Origin of the sequence: Peptoniphilus sp. BV3C26 (assembly GCF_000478985.1) — a bacterium.
GTDB lineage: Bacteria > Bacillota > Clostridia > Tissierellales > Peptoniphilaceae > Peptoniphilus_B > Peptoniphilus_B koenoeneniae.
Map to the genome: position 1 here is coordinate 24,859 of NZ_AWXB01000039.1, position 17,758 is coordinate 42,616.

The following is a 17,758-nucleotide window of genomic DNA, read 5'->3' on the forward strand; positions in this document are numbered from 1 at the left end:
ACTTACTCCATTTCTATATCAATTTTTATATTATTTATCTCTTTCTTATTAATTACCCCTTTTAGGGCATTTAATAACGTCTGTTCATCTCTTGGATCTACTTTTATAAGAACTTTTTGCCTGTAAATATTTTTTATTTTTGGAATGTTTATAAGTCTTGAGCGAACTGCACTTATATTTTTAAGTTCCCCTATTAAATCTTTTAAAAAATCTTCAGCATATTCTTTTATCGCTTTTTCTTCCCTTGATGAAAAAACAATTGTATAAAGCTTTGTAAAAGGTGGATATTCAGAAATTTTTCTAACTTGTAATTCGTCTTTATAAAAATTTTCATAATCACTTTTTGCAGCATGAACTATGGAATAATTGTCCGGATTATAAGTTTGAATAACAACATTGCCTTGCTTTTCTGATCTTCCAGCCCTGCCTGAAACTTGAGTGATAAGTTCAAAGGTTGTGGCTTGAGCCCTATAATCTGAAATATATAAGGACATATCTGCAGCAATAATTCCTACTAAAGTTACATTTTCAAAATCGAAACCCTTAGCCAACATTTGAGTCCCTATTAAAATATCAACTTCATGATTTTTTACAAGTTCATAAACTTCATCATAAGAATTTTTTTTGTTCATAGTATCCCTATCCATTCTAAAGACCTTTGCCTTTGGGAAAGCTTTTTTTACTTCCATTTCAACTCTTTGAGTTCCTATCCCAAATTGTTTTAAATATTTGCTTCCACAATTGGGACAAGTTTTAACCATTGGCTTAACGCTTCCGCAGTAATGGCATCTTAAATGGTTCATGTCTTTATGGTAGGTCATAGATATGTCGCAGTTGTCACATTTAATAACATAGCCACAAGATCTGCAACTGACAAAATTTGAAAAACCCCTTCTGTTTAAAAATAAAATAATTTGTTCATTTTTTGAAAGTTTTTCTTCCATAAGCTTATATAATTTATTGCTAAAAATAGAAAGATTGCCTGAAAATAATTCCTCTCTCATATCTGCAATGTCAACTTTAGGAAGTCTTGCTCCCTCTACTGCCCTATTCTTTAATTTAAAAAGTTGATATTTATTTTCTTGAGCATTTTTAAAACTTTCTATAGATGGCGTTGCTGAACCTAAGACTACTTTTCCCCTGCCTTCCATTCTTTTAAGGGCAACTTCTCTTGTATCATAAAAATTATTTTTTGAAAATCTATAAGATGAGTCATGTTCTTCATCAATTACAATTAACTTCAAGTTTTTAAGAGGAGAAAAAACTGCCGACCTTGCTCCAACAACTATATCCACTTGATCATTTTTAATTTTCATATATTGGTCAAATCTTTCTCCTGGTGAAAGTCTCGAATGTAAAATTGAAACTCTGCCCGGAAATCTTCCCATAAATCTTTCTATCATCTGGGGAGTTAATCCTATTTCAGGAACAAGAATTATAACTTGACCACCCTTATCTATAATCTCTTTTGAAAGTCTTAAATAAACTTCTGTCTTTCCACTTCCAGTTTTCCCATATAAAAGACTCGTTTCTTTTTTTGTTTCTAAAATCCCCTTATAAGCTTTAACTTGCTCCATGTTTAATGGAACTTGACGATATTCTTTCTGTTTCTCATAGGGATTTCTTTGGTCCTTTACTAAGGATTCTTCAATAATATTTTTCTTAATTAAAGTTTTTAGAGGAGAATCTGAAATTTGTAAATCTCTTAAAATTTCTTTTTTTGTTTTTTCTCCATTTGTCGCAAGATATTTTATTACATTTTTTGCAGGTTCACTTAACTTTTCAGAAAAAGTAAAATCAAGATAATTTTCACTTAACTTATAAAAACTTATAAATTTTTCTTTAACTTGAGTTTTTACTTTATAAAAAAATTTTATTTGACCCTTATCTTTTAAATCCTTTAAAAGTTTTCTTTCCTCTGCTTTTAAATCATAAATATTTCTATTTAAAAGATGGCCGTAAGGCTGTTTTTCATCACCTTGTGCGTAAACTTCAATAAATTTATAATCTCCCGGAGGCAGTATTGGCTGAAAAGATTTATAATAGCCCTTTAAATATTTATCCTTCATCCAAAAGCCAAGGTCTATTAAATCTTTATTAATTATAGGTTCATCATCAATTACATCTATAACTTTTTTTAACTTTTTTGATTCATTTTCAACATTTATGCGCACTACAAGACCTATAAGACTTCTATTTCCCTTTCCAAAAGGAACATGAACTCTCATTCCCGGTTCAACTAAAAAATCACATTCATATGTATAAAGCCTGTCAAAGTTTGAAAGACTTTTTTCAATAAAAACTTCAATAAACACTTAATCACTTCCAAAAAATAAAGTAGGTTTTTAGCCTACTTCAATAATACTCTTACTTTGTCTATAATTATTTTTGCAAGATCTTCTTTGCTCATAATGTCAAATTTTTCAAGATTTCCTGACTTATCAATAATACTTGCAATGTTTGTGTCCGATTTAAATCCTGCTCCTTGGCTTTTAATATTATTTATTACAATTAAATCCATATTTTTACTTGCCAGTTTGTTTTTTCCATATTCAAGTTCATTTGTTGATTCTGCAGCGAATCCAACTAGGACTCTGTTTTCTTTCACTTGCCCTACATATTTTGCAATGTCAGGATTTTTTTCAAGCTCTAATAAAGTCATATCTTTTTCTGAATTTTTCTTTATTTTTTCCTTTTGATAAAACTTAGGTCTGTAATCTGCCGGAGCTGCAGCTTTAATAATGACATCAGCATCTTTCATTTCTTCTTTAACTGCATTAAACATATCTTCAGTAGAAATAATATCAATAGTTTTGTCAACTTTAGGACCTTTATTTTCAACAGGTCCCTTAATAAGAACTACATGAGCTCCTCTATAAAAAGCTTCCTTTGCAAGAGCAAAACCCATTTTACCAGAAGAATGGTTGGATAAAAATCTTACAGGGTCAAGAGCTTCTTCAGTTCTTCCTGCAGTTATAACAAATTTTTTTCCAAAAAGATCTTTTTCTGTCAATTGATATTCAATAAGATCAATAATTTCTGAAGGCTCAAGCATTTTCCCCTGGCCCACATCTCCACAGGCAAGTAAATCATTTTGAGTTGAGCTTATTAAAAAACCCTTTTTCTTTAAATCTTCCAAATTTTTTTGAGTCTGTTCATTTTTAAGCATGTAAGTATTCATAGCAGGAACTATTAAAACAGGACACCTCTTTGCTAAAAGAACTGTTGTTAAAAGATTATCTCCAATGCCCCAATTTATCTTTGCAATTGTATTTGCAGTGGCAGGAGCAACAACTATTATGTCCGCCCATTTTGCAAGGGCTATATGTTCCACATCCATATTTTTCATTTGGTCAAATTGTTCAATATGGACTGGATTATTTGACAAAGTTTGAAAGGTAAGAGGACTTACAAAATGAGTTGCTCCTTCTGTCATTATTATTTTTACTTGAGCTTTCTGCTTTTTTAATCCGCTTACAAGACTTGCTGCCTTAAAGGCGGCAATCCCCCCTGTTACTCCTAAGAGAATTTTTTTATCCTTCAAGATCATCAGAAACTTCCTCGTCAGATAAAATCATATATTTTTCTCTTAAAACTCCAAGCCTCTTTTCTTTTTCTTCGTTAATTTTTTTATCGTATTGGCTGTTTGTCATAGGTGGACCGAATTTTATAACTCCATCTACAGCTTCTTGAAGAGCAATGGAAACAGGTTTTGTAAGTTCCGTATCTTCTAAGGGTCCGTTTCCGTCTACAATTTTTCTTGCTCTTTTTGAAACAAGCATTACAAGAGAATATCTTGAGTTTGTAATTTTTTTAATTTCTTCAAATGATGGTATTATCATCTAATTTTCCTTTCTGTTTTAAAACTTCATTTTTTATATCTGAATGTCTTTTTGTTCTTAGCTTTTCAGCGGCAATAATATGTTCAATATCTGATACGGCCTTTTCCACTGTTGAATTGACAACAAAGAAATCATACTCTCCTACAAAATCCAGTTCTTTAAAGGCATTTCTAAATCTTGTATTTATTTCTTCTTCTGTTTCCGTATCTCTTTTTATAAGTCTTTGTTTAAGCTCGTCCATAGTCGGCGGCAACAAAAATATAAATACTGCTTCTTTATATTTTTTCTTTATTTGCAGGGCTCCCTGAACGTCAATTTCAAGGAGAACTATTTCGCCTTTTTCAATTTCATTAAACACAAACTCTTTAGGTGTGCCGTAATAATTTGTATGGACAAAGGCATATTCTAAGAGCCCGTCGTTTTTTACCATATCTTCAAATTCATCAACACTTACAAAAAAATAATTTTCTCCGTTTACTTCTCCTGGTCTGGGAGTTCTTGTTGTTACTGAAGTTGAAAATACTATTTCTTTATTTTCTTTTAACAGTGCTTCACTTACAGTACCCTTTCCGCTTCCGGAAGGTCCACTTAGCACAAGTAAAAAACCTTTGGACAAAATTTCACCGCCTACTCAATATTTTGTATTTGTTCCCTTATTTTTTCAATTTCACTTTTGAGAACCACAATTGTGTTTATAATCTTTGTGTTTGTAGATTTAGAGCCTATGGTGTTTGACTCCCTATTAAGCTCTTGTAACAAAAAATCCAACTTTCTACCTATTGGATTTGTATCCTTTATTATATCATTAAACTGGTCAATATGTGAATAAATCCTTGTAATTTCTTCATCTATTGCAAGCTTATCGCACATAAGGGCAACTTCCGTTGAAAGCCTTGCCTTGTCAAGACTTTGGTCTTTAAGTTGACTTTCTATATTTTCTTTTAATTTTTTTATATTTTCTTCAAGACTTATAGGTGCAAGATCCTTGATTTCATCATTTAAAGTTTTTATATTTTTAATTTTTTCTTTTAAGTCCGCCTTTAAATTTTCCCCTTCAATTTTTCTAAATTCATCAAATTTTTTTACTGCACCTTCAAGAGTTTGAAAAATTAAATTATTAAGCTCATGATCTTCTTCGTCAGAAATGGAACTTGTTACAACTCCTTGAAAAGTATAAATATCCCTTAAGCTTATAGGGTCTTTAAGTTCAAGTTCTTCCTTTAAATCCAAAAGATTTTTCATATAGGCTTTTGCCAAAGGAATGTTTAGCTTAATGTCTTCATTGTTTTGGCTTAAATATTCAATGTTTATAAAAACATCTACTTTACCCCTCTTTACAGTATCTTTAATAAATTTTCTAATTTTATCTTCTATGGCAAAAAGATTTTTCGGCAATCTTATATTTATTTCAGCATAGCGATTATTTACACTTTTTATTTCTATTTTAACATTGTAATTTTCATCGGACTTTTGATAAAGTCCATAACCTGTCATGCTTTTCATCTATAACACCTCAGTCGTTTTTATGAATTTTCAAACAATCTTTTCTTATTCCTGCAAGAATTTTTAGGGCTTCAGGTATTACATCAATAATATAAGATAAATATGCTATGGCAGCTTCTTGTCCGCCTGGTAAATTTATAATTAAAGTTCCCTGTCTTATTCCACAGACTGCCCTTGATAAAAGAGCTTCTCTTGTAGACTGTGAAGCTTTTCTTCTCATTTCTTCAGCAAGACCAGGCACAATTCTTTCACAAACATTTATTGTTGCTTCAGGAGTGTTATCTCTTTTTGAACAACCTGTTCCTCCTGTTGTAACAACAAGGCTTATATTTTCATCTCTGTCCAGTTCCAAAAGTTTATCTTCAATTACTGACCTGTCATCTGAAACAATTCCTCTATTTACAACTTTAAAATTATTTTTTGTCAAATATTCTTCAAGAGCAGGTCCTGAAGATTTTTCAACTCCATCTTTATAAGATGAGTCACTTACCGTTAAAACATAAACGCCGAACATTTTTCCTCCAAATTTAATATTATTTTTTTAATTTCATGTCATTATTTTTCAAATATATATTATCACACAATGTAAAAAATATTTACCTTATATGAATTAATAAAAATTATATAAAAATTTTTTAAAAATAAAAAAAGGCAAGTTTAATTCTTGCCCTCTTTCTCAACCTGGTGGCCATTGTAAGCTTCTTCCTGCGAGCACATGAAAATGCAGGTGATCTACTGTTTGACCTCCGTCTTCTTTGCAATTATTTACGATTCTAAATCCATTTGTAACGCCTTTTTCTTTTAATATCTTTGCTGCAGTTAAAAACACATGACCTATTAAGTCCTTATCTTTTCCCGACAGCTCTTCTGCATTTTTTATATGTTTTTTTGGAACTATTAAAAAATGTACCGGCGCTTCCGGATTAATATCCTCAAAAGCATAAATAAGATCATCTTCGTAAACTTTTTTTGAGGGTATTTCTCCTGCTATTATTTTGCAAAATAAACAGTCCATTAGTCCTCCTTTTCTACTTCTGCTTCTTCTTTTTCTACACCTTTTATTTTAACATTTATTATCTTATTTTTTAATTCTTCTTGAGTTTTTAATTTACACCTAATGTAATTTGTAGTGTAGCCCTCATAGTAATCTCCCTTTCTCTCTTCAAAAAGCACTTTTAAACTTCTATTTTTATTTTTTTCTATAAACTCTTCCATGAGCCTATCGTTTGTTTCAAGAAGTTTTTCGCTCCTTTCAATTTTTATATTTCCATCAACTTGATTTTTCATACTTGCAGCAGGAGTGCCTTTTCTCTTGGAATACTTAAAAACATGAATTTTTGAAAATTTTACTTTTTCAACTAAATCTAAGCTATCATTAAAATCTTCATCTGTTTCTGTGGGAAAACCTACTATTATATCCGTTGTAAGACCTGCATAGGGCATATATTTTCTTATTATTTGACACTTTTCCATATATTCTTCCCTGGTATAGCGTCTGTTCATTGCTTTTAAAATTTTATTTGAGCCACTTTGCAAGGAAAGATGAAAGTGATCACAAAGTTTTTTTGTTTCAATGGCTCTTTCCATAAATTCATCGGTTATTATTACAGGCTCTACTGATGAAAGTCTTATTCTTTCTATTCCTTGGACTTTTCCTATGGCTTCAATTAAGTCTATAAGTCTTTTATCTCCCAGATCTTTTCCGTAACTACCTATGTGAATTCCTGTTAAAACTATTTCTTTATAACCTGCTTTTGCCAATACTTTTGCTTCTGCAAGAGAATCTTCTATGGTCCTTGAGCGAATTTCTCCTCTGGCATAGGGAATTATGCAGTAAGAACAAAATCTGTTGCAACCATCTTGAACTTTCATATAAGACCTTGTCATTATATGCTCTCTTGTTGTCTTTATTTTTTGAAATTCCCTATCTCCTTTTAAAGACCTTACTATATTTATTTTGCCTTGATCTTTTTTATAGTTTTCGCAAAGTTCAACTATTCTTTCTCTTTCACTGGTTCCTATTATTATGTCCACATCTTCAAGACTTTCTACTTCTTTTGGGGATACCTGAGAATAGCAGCCTACTACTGCAACAATTGCATCGGGATTTTCTCTTTTTGCCCTTCTTATATATTGTCTGGATTTTCTGTCGGATAAGTTTGTAACAGTGCAGGTGTTTACTATATAAACATCTGCAACATCCGTTTCCTTATCCACTTCCACATATTGATTTTTTTCAAACAACTCCTTCATTGCTTCAGATTCATATTGATTAACTTTGCAACCAAGAGTCAGTATTGAAAATGTCTTCATCTTATCTCCTCTATTACTGTAAATGAGCTTACTATTGCTGCTGTTTCAGCCCTTAATATTCCGGGCCCTAATGTAACAATTTTTGCTCCTTTATTTTTTAAATATTCTATTTCTTCTTCTTCAAAACCGCCTTCGGGCCCTATGACTAAAGATATTTTTTTTGTCTTTACATCTTCTAAGGCTTTTCTTATGGTATTTTCTTTAGCTTCTTCATAGGGAACTATTACAAGATTTTCAAAATCTATTTCTTCAATTGTTACGGTTTTATTTAGTTTAGGTATTATATCACGTCTTGATTGTTTTGCAGCTGATTCTATAATTTTATTCCAACGTATAAGTTTTTTTTCTTCTTTTGCTGATATGTCACTTATAGATCTTTTTAATTTTAGAGGGAAAAATTCACTTATGCCCACTTCCGTTGCCTGGCTTAAAATTTTTTCCATCTTGTCCCCTTTTACTAAGGCCATATAAAGAATTACAGGAATTTTTGTTTCGTGAGTTTTTTTAAGTTCTTTTAAAATTTCAAGCTCTTGATCAAATTTTGCAAGATAGAGTTTGTCTTTTATTACTATTTCAAATTCTTCATCTTTTCCTATTCTAAGAACCTTTATATGGTGAAGATTTTCTTTTGAAAGCTCCCTAGATTCATCAAAAAATCTATGCATACAATCTACCTACTACTAGTGCCCAACCGTTTTTTTCTCTTATTTCTAAAATTTCAAAACCATTTTCTTTTAAGGCTTTTTCTACCAAGTCTATTTTTTCTTTTATTATACCTGAAGAAATAAATATGCCCTTTTCATTTAAATGGACTCTTAAATCGCCCACAAGACCAGCTATTATTTCTGCTATTATATTTGAAACTATAAGGTCTGCACTTCCTTCAACTACATCAAGAAGATTGCCCTCGTAAACTTCAATTTTATCTTCTACTTTGTTTAGTTTTGCATTTTTAAGGGTTACTTCCACGCATTTTTTATCCAAGTCCACTGCAATAACTTTTTTTGCTCCCAATTTTACGCCTGCTATGGAAAGTATTCCTGAGCCACAGCCTACATCAAAAACCTTTTGGTCTTTTTTAAGATATTTTTCAAGGGCTTCAAGACACATATATGTGGTTTCATGACTTCCTGTTCCAAAGGCCATACCTGGATCTATTTCTATAATTTTTCTATTTGTATCTTCTACTTCTTCCCAGCTTGGTTTTATTAATAGCCTTTTACCTACTTCTATGGGATGATAATATTTTTTCCAATTGTTTGCCCAATCTTCATCGTCTTTTTCTATAAACTCGCAATAAATATTTTTTTCATTAAGTTCTTTTTTTATTTTTTTTGCCAGCTTTTCTTCATGGGGATAGGCTTTTATTATAAGCTCTTCATCTTTAAGTTTAAAAATTTCAGAATCTACATAGTCCCAGGAATCTTTTGCATTATTTAGTTCATTTAATATTTCTTTTGAATATTCTTCAAGGGTAAAAATATCATTCTTATAAAAAATATTTAAAATTTCTTCCCTAAGTTTATTTTCTGATTTTACAACAAGTTCTATATATTTCATATTTATTCCTTCTTTAAAATTTTTTCTTAATTTTATTATATTAAAGTAATTTTATTTTTTCAATTTTCCTTTTTTTCAAAAAAAAAGAGCAAGTTTTAAAACTCACTCTTTTTATTCAAATATCTCTTTTACCTTATCAAAAAAAGTTTTTCTTTCTTTTGTAATTTCTTTTCCTTCGTGTAATCTTAATTTTTCAAGAATTTCTCTTTCTTCATCGGAAATTTTTCGAGGAACGTGAATGTCTACTCTAAAGTATAAATCTCCCTTAGCTTCTCTTTTTATAAATGGAACTCCTTCTCCTTTTATTTTAAAAGTTGTCCCAGAGCTTGTTCCTGCAGGAATATCATAATCTACAATTGATGTTAGAGTCGGAACTTTTATTTTTCCTCCTAAAACTGCATCTGAATAGGTTATTGGAAGTTCTATATAAATATTATTTCCGCTTCTTTTAAAGATTTTATCTTCCTTAACATTTACATATACATAAAGGTCTCCCTTTTCTCCTCCATTGTCTCCTGCATTTCCTTCACCTTTTAAAGAAATGACCATTTTATCGTCAATGCCCTTAGGGATTTTAACATTAATTTTTTTGTTACAACTTTTTTGCCTATTCCCTTACATTCTTTACAGGGATCTTCAATTATTTCTCCTGTGCCCTTGCATTTGTCACAAGGCTCTACTTGCATGAATCTTCCGAAAGCTGATTGTCTTACGGTTTTCATTTTTCCGGTTCCCTTACATTTATCACAGGTTTTTTTCTCTGTGCCCGGTTCTGCTCCTTCTCCATGACAATGTTCACAGGTTTCGCTTCTTTTTATATTTATTTCTCGCTCTGTTCCGAAAACTGCTTCTTTAAATTCTATTGTTATATCAGCCCTTATATCAGATCCTCTAACAGGCCTCTTCCTGAAGTCCTCATAGGACGTATCATAGCCGGAAGAAAATCCGCCACCAAATATGTCAAATAAGTCTCCAAAGATGTCTGAGAAGCCTCCAAAGCCTCCCTGGCCCATGTTCCCTTTAAGACCTTCTTCGCCATAAGTATCATATATTTGTCTTTTGTTGTCATCTGACAAAACTTCATAGGCAAGATTTATTTCTTTAAAGTGTTCTTGAGCTTCTTTGTCATCTGGATTTAAGTCCGGATGATATTTTTTTGCAAGTTTTCTATAAGAGGATTTTATTTCTTCTTGAGAGGATGATCTTTCAATTTCCAAAATTTCATAAAAGTCTCTCAAATTTTCACCACCAATCAAAGGAATATTTTATACTAAATAAAAAATTTTTAAAAGTAAAAAAATAAAGTGGCTTTAAGCCAAAGCCACTTTTATTTATTTTATTTGTTTTCTTTGTTGTCATCTTCATCTACAACTTCGTAATCAGCATCTACAACATCATCTTCTGCTGTTGACTTGCCTTCTCCTGCACCGCCTTGTTGTGCTTGAGCTTCTTTATAAAGTTGTTCTGATATAGCATAGAAAGCTTTTGTTAAATTTTCGGTCTTGTTCTTTATTTCTTCAACATTTTCAGAATCTTTTACTTCTTTAAGTTCTGAAATTGCCTTTTCTATTTTTTCTTTATCTTCTGCCTTGATTTTACCTTCCACTTCTTTAAGAGTGTTTTCTGATTGATAAATCATTGAATCTGCATTGTTACGAGCTTCTATTAAGTCTTTTTTCTTCTTGTCTTCTTCTTCATACATTTCAGCTTCTTTTACTTTTTTATCAATTTCTTCTTCACTCATATTAGTTGAAGATGTGATTGTTATGTGTTGTTCTTTTCCTGTTCCCAAATCTTTAGCAGATACATTTACAATTCCATTGGCATCAATATCAAAAGTTACTTCTATTTGAGGGATTCCCCTTCTTGCCGGTGCAATTCCATCAAGTTGGAATCTTCCAAGAGTAATATTGTCTTGAGCCATTTGTCTTTCACCTTGAAGAACGTGAATATCTACTGATGTTTGATTGTCTGCTGCTGTTGTAAAGATTTGTGATTTCTTAGTTGGAATTGTAGTATTTCTTTCAATAAGTCTTGTTGTTACATTACCCATTGTTTCAATTCCAAGAGATAGAGGTGTTACATCAAGAAGTAGTAAATCTTTTACATCTCCTGATAATACTCCACCTTGAATTGCAGCACCTAAAGCTACACATTCATCTGGATTAATATCTTTTTGAGGTTCCTTGTTTATTAATTTTTTAATGCAAGCTTGAACTGCTGGTACTCTTGTTGAACCACCTACTAATAAAACTTTATCAATGTCACTTGCACTCATTCCTGCATCTTTTAATGCGTCAAGAACAGGTCCTTCAGTTTTCTTTACAAGATCTGCAATTAAATCTTCAAATTTTGCTCTTGTAATATCCATGTTCAAGTGAAGAGGTCCTGATGCATTAGCTGTAATAAAGGGTAGATTTACATTTGTTGACATTGTAGAAGAAAGTTCCTTCTTTGCTTTTTCAGCTGCTTCTTTTAATCTTTGAAGACTCATTTTATCATTCTTTAAGTCAACGCCGTTTTCTTTTTTAAATTCTTCTGCAAGATAATCTATAAGTCTGTTGTCAAAGTCATCTCCACCTAATCTGTTGTTACCACGAGTGGCATGAACTTCAAAAACTCCGTCTGAAAGTTCAAGGATGGAAACATCAAAAGTACCTCCACCTAAGTCGTATACCATAACAGTTTCAGAGTCTTTATTTTTATCTTCTCCATAAGCAAGTGCTGCTGCTGTAGGTTCGTTAACAATTCTCTTAACGTTTAAACCTGCAATTTTTCCTGCATCCTTAGTTGCTTGTCTTTGAGCATCTGTGAAATATGCAGGAACTGTAATTACTGCATCTGTAATTTTTTCTCCCAAGTAAGATTCTGCATCTGATTTTAATTTTTGAAGAATCATTGCTGAAATTTCTTGGGGTGTATATTTTTTGCCATCAATATTCACTGAATAATCGTGGCCCATTTCTCTTTTTATTGATTGAACAGTTCTTTCTGGATTTGTAATAGCTTGACGTTTTGCAGTTTCACCTACAAGTCTTTCTCCGTCTTTTGTAAAAGCTACTACAGATGGTGTAGTTCTGTTTCCTTCAATATTTGGAATAATAATAGCGTCCCCGCCTTCCATAACTGCAACTGCAGAGTTTGTTGTTCCTAAGTCAATACCAATAATTTTAGACATATTAATTTACCTCCTATTTTGAAACCTTAACCATTGAAGGTCTCAATACTTTATTTCCAATCATATAACCTTTTTGAAGAACCTCAGTTACTATACCTGGTTCACAATCTTCTCTCTCATCCATGATTACAGCATGGTGAAAGTTGGGATCAAAAGGTTTGTTTAATGCTTCTATTTCAACTATATCGTGCTTTTTAAGAGTATCTATAAGTTGTCCTTCAATAAGAACAATCCCTTCATAAAAAGCATCTTTATCATCACAAGCTTCAATAGCTCTTTCAAAAGTGTCAAGAACCGGCAAAAGATCATTTGCAAGTTTTTGAACACCTAAATTTAGATACTCGGCTTTTTCATTATTAGCCCTTCTTTTAAAATTTTGAAAATCCGCTTGAAGTCTTATGTGCCTGTCTTTTAATTCATCCAACTGTTTTTGAAGAGGATCTTCTGCTTTTTCTTCCTCTTTTTCTAAATAGTTGGAATCTCTTTCCGGCTCAAGTATTTCTACTTCCGGCTTATTTTCTTCTAAGTCCGATATTTCATCATTTTTTATATCTTGACTTTTATCTTTAACTTCTTCTTCAAATTCACTTTCATTTTTTTCATAAATATCACGATTCAAAATATCACCTCACTTATAAAACTCTCATAATAATATCACTTAGAATATTTCTAAATAACGCAACTGAATCCAACAAATTTTGATAATCCATTCGCATAGGACCTAAAATTCCTATTTGTCCATACTTTGACGGAACGTTAAGACCTGCTCTCACAATGGACATGTCTTTTAAAAGATCACTGTCATTTTCATCTCCTATGGATACATCTATGTTGGAATCTTCCATTGAGGAAAGTGCTTCAATAAATAAACTTCTATTTTCAAGTAAAGTCATAAAATTTTTTGCACCGGTAATGTCTTTAAAATCCAAAAAGTTTAAGACATTTCCCAATCCGTCATAATAGATATCCACTGATTTTATGTGAGAATTAAAAGTGCTTGCACGTTTTATCACATCATAGATAAAATCTTTGTGTTTTAAAAGTTCTCCTGTCACAGTAACTTTCATCTCTTCAATTTCATTAAATTCAATTTGTGTAAGCTCAGAGTTTAGATAAGCCTTTATCATATTAAGTTCGCTATTTTTTATTGGAAATTTTAAACTTATAATATCTTTTTCCACAACTCCCCTATTTCCTATAAGAAGAATGAGGACTAAAGTTTCATCCAACTTCAAAAGCTCAATGTGATTAATTTTTGTATCTCTTTTTTTTGGAGTGATTATAAAGGAAACGCAATTTGTATAATTGGCAAGTTCCTTTACAGTATTTTTATAAATATCCTCAATGCCCGTGGCATCTGACAAAATTCTGTCTTTAAGTCTATTGTTTAAAAAATCATTTCCATTAAAAATTTGAAGAATTTCATCAACATAAAATCTATAAGCCTTAGTAGACGGTACCCTACCTGCTGAAGTGTGTGGTTTGTTTAAATAACCTAAGTCTTCAAGGTCTGCCATTTCATTTCTAATTGTTGCAGAACTTATACCAAGTCCTGACTCTTTTGAAATGGTTCTGGATCCTACAGGCACAGCGGACTTAATATAGGATTTTATAATTGTATTTAAAATTTCAATTTTTCTTTCATCCATATAAATCCTCCACCTATTCTTAGCACTTATTCAGTGCGAGTGCTAAAGCTTATCTATATAATATACAAAGTGTTAGCACTTGTCAAGATTAAGTGCTAATTTTTTAAAAATTTTTAAGTTTTTACATCTATATGTTAAAATTAAAGTTACTAAAATTAGTCTTTAAGGAGAATTTTAATGTCAAAAGAAAATTTATCTATAATTAAAACTATAATAATTGCAATAGTAATTGGTCTTTTAATAAGAAATTTTGTTTTTACTATTGCATCTGTAAATGGAAAATCCATGTATCCCACTTTGAGTCATGGAGACAAATTATTTTGTTTGTCCTATAAAAAATACGGGCAAGTAAAAAGAGGAGATATAGTTGTAGTAAGCCCACCTATAAAGGGAGAAAGAAGAAAGTTTATAAAAAGAGTTGTAGGCCTTCCTGGAGAAACTATAAAATTTGAAGGAGGTCAAGTTTATATAGATGGAAAGCTAATAGAAGAATCTTATATAGGAGATGCTATAACCGATCCTCTTACAAGCTACCCTTCTTTGGTGGAAGGTTTTGTAAAATCTGATGAGTATAAGTTAAAGGATGACCAATATTTTATAATGGGTGACAATAGAGAAAATTCAGAGGATTCAAGAGAATTCGGCCCAATTACAAAAAAGAACATAAAAAGTATTGTTGCTTTTAGAATACTTCCCTTTAAACAAAGAGGGAAAATAAACTCTGAATATAAATTAGGAGATTAAATGGACAGACAAAAAAGAATTAGAAATTTTTCAATAATTGCACATATTGACCACGGTAAAAGCACTCTTGCAGACAGATTAATAGAAAAAACTGGAATGCTTACAAAAAGAGAGATGAACAATCAGGTTTTAGATTCCATGGATCTGGAAAAAGAAAGAGGAATCACAATAAAACTTAAGGCTGTTCGTCTTGTTTACACTGATAAAAATGGTGAAGAGTATCTTTTTAATTTAATAGATACTCCCGGTCATGTTGACTTTAATTATGAAGTCTCAAGGTCTCTTGCAGCTTGTGAAGGGGCTCTTGTTGTGGTGGATGCTACCCAAGGTGTGGAAGCTCAAACTCTTGCCAATGTCTATCTTGCCATTGATCAGGACCTGGAACTTGTTCCTATAATAAATAAAATAGATCTGCCCAGTGCAAGACCAGATGAAGTAAAAAAAAAAAAAATTGAAGATATAATTGGAATTGATACGGAAAATGCTCCTTTAATATCTGCCAAAACAGGACTTAATATTCAGGATGTAATTGACAGTATTATTTCGCATATACCTGCACCATCAGGAGATGAAAATGCACCCCTTAAAGCCCTTATATTTGATTCCTATTACGATTCTTACAGGGGGGTTATATGCTATGTAAGAGTGAAAGACGGAATTGTAAAACCCGGAGACACCATTGAGATGATGTCTACAAAAAATACCTTTGAAGTTGTTGAGGTAGGTATAACGGCAAATGGGCTTATAAGTCTTGATAAATTAAGTGCCGGTGATGTAGGTTATATAACTGCATCAATAAAAAATGTAAAGGATGCAAGAGTGGGGGATACTATAACAAATCCTATAAATCCTACAAAGGAACCCTTCCCCGGTTATAAAAAGGTCGTTCCTATGGTCTTTTGCGGAATTTATCCTGGCGAGGGAGAAAATTATCAGGAATTAAGAGAAGCTCTTGAGAAATTACAGGTAAACGATGCTGCCCTTTCTTTTGAAGCTGAAACTTCCGTTGCCTTAGGTTTTGGATTTAGATGCGGATTTTTAGGTCTACTTCATATGGAAATAATTCAAGAAAGACTTGAAAGAGAATTTAATTTAAATTTAGTTACAACAGCTCCTTCAGTAATTTATAAAATTATGAAAACTGACGGAAATTTAATAGAAATTCAAAATCCTACAAATCTTCCAGATTTAAGTGAAATTTCTTTTATGGAAGAACCTATTGTAAGGGCTGAAATTATGACTCCCACTGATTATGTCGGTGCCATAATGGATTTATGTCAAAATAGGCGTGGAACTTTTATAGATATGGAATATCTTGAAGAAACAAGAGCTTTAATAAGCTATGACCTTCCTTTAAACGAAGTAATCTATGATTTTTTTGATGCTTTAAAATCAAAAACCAGAGGTTATGCAAGTTACGACTATGAATTAAACGGCTACAAGGAATCTGAACTGGTGAAACTGGATATTTTAATTAACGGAGAGTTAATTGATGCCTTTTCCATGATAGTTCACAAGGACAGTGCCTATGCAAGGGGCAGAAAAATTTGCGAAAAATTAAAAGATGTAATACCCAGAAAACAATTTGCAATACCTATTCAAGCGGCTATAGGTTCAAAGATTATAGCAAGAGAAACTATAAGAGCCCTTAGAAAAGATGTAACGGCAAAATGTTACGGTGGAGATATTTCAAGAAAAAGAAAGCTTTTAGAAAAACAAAAGGAAGGAAAGAAAAAAATGAGAATGATAGGCTCAGTAGAACTTCCTCAAGAAGCTTTTTTAACAGTTTTAAAATACGACGAAGAATGAGAGAAGGCATTTATATCCATATTCCCTATTGCCAAAGAAAATGTAAATACTGTGATTTTTTATCTTTTACAAACTTTGATAATGTGGAAAAATATATAACTTATCTTATAAGGGAAATAGAAATTTTTCCTCCCCATGAAATTTCATCAATATTTATAGGCGGTGGCACTCCTTCTGCAATAGATGGAGTTTACATTGAAAAAATAATGGCTGCTTTAAAAAAATATATAAAAGATGAAATTGAAATAACAATTGAAGCAAATCCCAATTCATTAACTGAAAAAAAAGTCCTTTCTTATAAAAGGGCAGGGATAAATAGAATTTCCATGGGTGCTCAAAGTTCCAATGATACAATTTTAAAAACAATAGGAAGACTTCACAAGCGAGAAGATGTTTTTAAAGCTGTAAAATTAATAAAAAAATACGGTTTTACTAATTTTAATTTGGATTTTATGCTGGATCTTCCTGGACAAACTTTAGAAGATATTAAAAATACCCTTGAAGATATAAAAATTTTAAATCCTGAACACATTTCTTATTATTCTTTAATTTTAGAAGATGGAACTCCTTTAAAAAAAGAATATTTAGAGGGAAAAATTAAAATTCCTCCCGTAAAAAAAGATAGGCAAATGTACAGGTATCTTGTAAAAAATTTAGAAAAAATCGGCTACAAACAGTATGAAACTTCAAACTTTGCAAAAAATTTTCCTTCCTCTCACAATTTATCTTATTGGAAGCTTAAAGACTATATAGGCTATGGTCTTAATGCTCATTCAAACCTTGGTTTAAAAAGATTTTACAACACGGGAAATTTTGAAGAATATTTTTCCCTAATAGATCAAAATAAAAAACCCACCCTGGAAGTTGAAAATTTAACAAAAAAAGATAGAATTAACGAATATTTTATAATGGGCCTTAGGCTTACAGAGGGCATAGACCTTTTAGAAGCTTCAAAAAAATTTGAAATGGATCTTTTTTCCTACTATAAGGAAGCAATAGAAAATAATATAAAATATAAAACTTTAATAAAAAAAGAAAATAAAATCTTTCTTACCACCTACGGCAAAGATGTTGCAAACCAAGTAGAACTTGATTTTATGAAATAAATCTTGCAATGGTAATGTCCGGGTGGTAAAATATTAAGAGCTTTAAAGAATAAT

General features: G+C 31.4%; 18 protein-coding genes. 3 read left to right on the plus strand and 15 right to left on the minus strand.

The genetic code is table 11. The annotated features are described in order from the left end of the window. Nucleotides 1–2: 2 nt before the first annotated feature. From priA to hrcA, 15 genes are all read right to left on the minus strand, one after another. Nucleotides 3–2,315 carry a primosomal protein N' gene (gene priA, locus HMPREF1253_RS03295; protein ID WP_023055420.1) on the minus strand — a complete coding sequence of 771 codons (2,313 nt, stop codon included), beginning with the start codon at nt 2,313–2,315 and terminating at the stop codon, nt 3–5. Nucleotides 2,316–2,350: 35 nt separating this feature from the next. Further along, entirely contained in the window at nt 2,351–3,550 is a 1,200-nt protein-coding gene (gene coaBC, locus HMPREF1253_RS03300; RefSeq protein WP_023055367.1) for a bifunctional phosphopantothenoylcysteine decarboxylase/phosphopantothenate--cysteine ligase CoaBC, read from the minus strand. After that, entirely contained in the window at nt 3,534–3,842 is a 309-nt protein-coding gene (gene rpoZ / locus HMPREF1253_RS03305) for a DNA-directed RNA polymerase subunit omega (protein WP_023055402.1), read from the minus strand. Before rpoZ ends, coaBC begins: the two co-directional genes overlap by 17 nt. Then, the gene (gene gmk, locus HMPREF1253_RS03310; protein ID WP_023055409.1) at nt 3,823–4,458 is read right to left on the minus strand and encodes a guanylate kinase; all 636 of its coding nucleotides are present in this window, start codon (nt 4,456–4,458) and stop codon (nt 3,823–3,825) included. The genes rpoZ and gmk overlap by 20 nt, the downstream gene beginning before the upstream one ends. A gap of 11 nt (nt 4,459–4,469) precedes the next feature. After that, nucleotides 4,470–5,345: a YicC/YloC family endoribonuclease gene (locus HMPREF1253_RS03315; protein WP_023055369.1), complete on the minus strand. Its 876-nt coding sequence runs from the start codon at nt 5,343–5,345 to the stop codon at nt 4,470–4,472. 10 nt (nt 5,346–5,355) lie between these two features. Beyond that, nucleotides 5,356–5,859 carry a molybdenum cofactor biosynthesis protein B gene (locus tag HMPREF1253_RS03320; RefSeq protein WP_023055383.1) on the minus strand — a complete coding sequence of 168 codons (504 nt, stop codon included), beginning with the start codon at nt 5,857–5,859 and terminating at the stop codon, nt 5,356–5,358. 162 nt (nt 5,860–6,021) lie between these two features. Beyond that, nucleotides 6,022–6,360, minus strand: a complete 339-nt coding sequence (locus HMPREF1253_RS03325; protein ID WP_023055366.1) for a histidine triad nucleotide-binding protein — start codon at nt 6,358–6,360, stop codon at nt 6,022–6,024. Then, a complete protein-coding gene (gene mtaB, locus HMPREF1253_RS03330; protein WP_023055329.1) occupies nt 6,360–7,658 on the minus strand; it encodes a tRNA (N(6)-L-threonylcarbamoyladenosine(37)-C(2))-methylthiotransferase MtaB in 1,299 nt (432 codons plus the stop codon). Before mtaB ends, HMPREF1253_RS03325 begins: the two co-directional genes overlap by 1 nt. After that, nucleotides 7,655–8,323, minus strand: coding sequence for a 16S rRNA (uracil(1498)-N(3))-methyltransferase (locus tag HMPREF1253_RS03335; protein WP_023055396.1), 669 nt, complete (start codon nt 8,321–8,323; stop codon nt 7,655–7,657). Before HMPREF1253_RS03335 ends, mtaB begins: the two co-directional genes overlap by 4 nt. Further along, nucleotides 8,316–9,218, minus strand: coding sequence for a 50S ribosomal protein L11 methyltransferase (prmA, locus tag HMPREF1253_RS03340; protein ID WP_023055333.1), 903 nt, complete (start codon nt 9,216–9,218; stop codon nt 8,316–8,318). Before prmA ends, HMPREF1253_RS03335 begins: the two co-directional genes overlap by 8 nt. A gap of 111 nt (nt 9,219–9,329) precedes the next feature. Beyond that, nucleotides 9,330–9,767, minus strand: a complete 438-nt coding sequence (locus tag HMPREF1253_RS10725; RefSeq protein WP_023055320.1) for a DnaJ C-terminal domain-containing protein — start codon at nt 9,765–9,767, stop codon at nt 9,330–9,332. Then, nucleotides 9,752–10,456 carry a DnaJ domain-containing protein gene (locus tag HMPREF1253_RS10730; RefSeq protein WP_023055384.1) on the minus strand — a complete coding sequence of 235 codons (705 nt, stop codon included), beginning with the start codon at nt 10,454–10,456 and terminating at the stop codon, nt 9,752–9,754. Before HMPREF1253_RS10730 ends, HMPREF1253_RS10725 begins: the two co-directional genes overlap by 16 nt. 98 nt (nt 10,457–10,554) lie before the next feature. Further along, complete coding sequence (gene dnaK / locus HMPREF1253_RS03350; protein WP_023055393.1) at nt 10,555–12,396, minus strand: molecular chaperone DnaK; 1,842 nt, start codon at nt 12,394–12,396, stop codon at nt 10,555–10,557. Between the two features lie 13 nt (nt 12,397–12,409). Continuing rightward, nucleotides 12,410–13,015, minus strand: coding sequence for a nucleotide exchange factor GrpE (gene grpE / locus HMPREF1253_RS03355; protein WP_023055404.1), 606 nt, complete (start codon nt 13,013–13,015; stop codon nt 12,410–12,412). A 13-nt stretch (nt 13,016–13,028) separates the two neighbouring features. Continuing rightward, nucleotides 13,029–14,045 (minus strand): heat-inducible transcriptional repressor HrcA, encoded by a 1,017-nt coding sequence (hrcA, locus tag HMPREF1253_RS03360; RefSeq protein ID WP_023055334.1) that lies wholly within the window; start codon nt 14,043–14,045, stop codon nt 13,029–13,031. Nucleotides 14,046–14,222: 177 nt separating this feature from the next. Between hrcA and lepB the strand changes: the two genes are divergently transcribed. The 3 genes from lepB to hemW are packed head-to-tail and all read left to right on the plus strand — an operon-like array spanning nt 14,223 to nt 17,704. Beyond that, a complete protein-coding gene (gene lepB / locus HMPREF1253_RS03365; RefSeq protein WP_023055377.1) occupies nt 14,223–14,789 on the plus strand; it encodes a signal peptidase I in 567 nt (188 codons plus the stop codon). Beyond that, entirely contained in the window at nt 14,790–16,598 is a 1,809-nt protein-coding gene (gene lepA, locus HMPREF1253_RS03370) for a translation elongation factor 4 (RefSeq protein ID WP_023055400.1), read from the plus strand. Next, nucleotides 16,595–17,704, plus strand: a complete 1,110-nt coding sequence (gene hemW / locus HMPREF1253_RS03375) for a radical SAM family heme chaperone HemW (protein WP_023055325.1) — start codon at nt 16,595–16,597, stop codon at nt 17,702–17,704. Before lepA ends, hemW begins: the two co-directional genes overlap by 4 nt. The last annotated feature ends 54 nt before the right edge of the window (nt 17,705–17,758 follow it).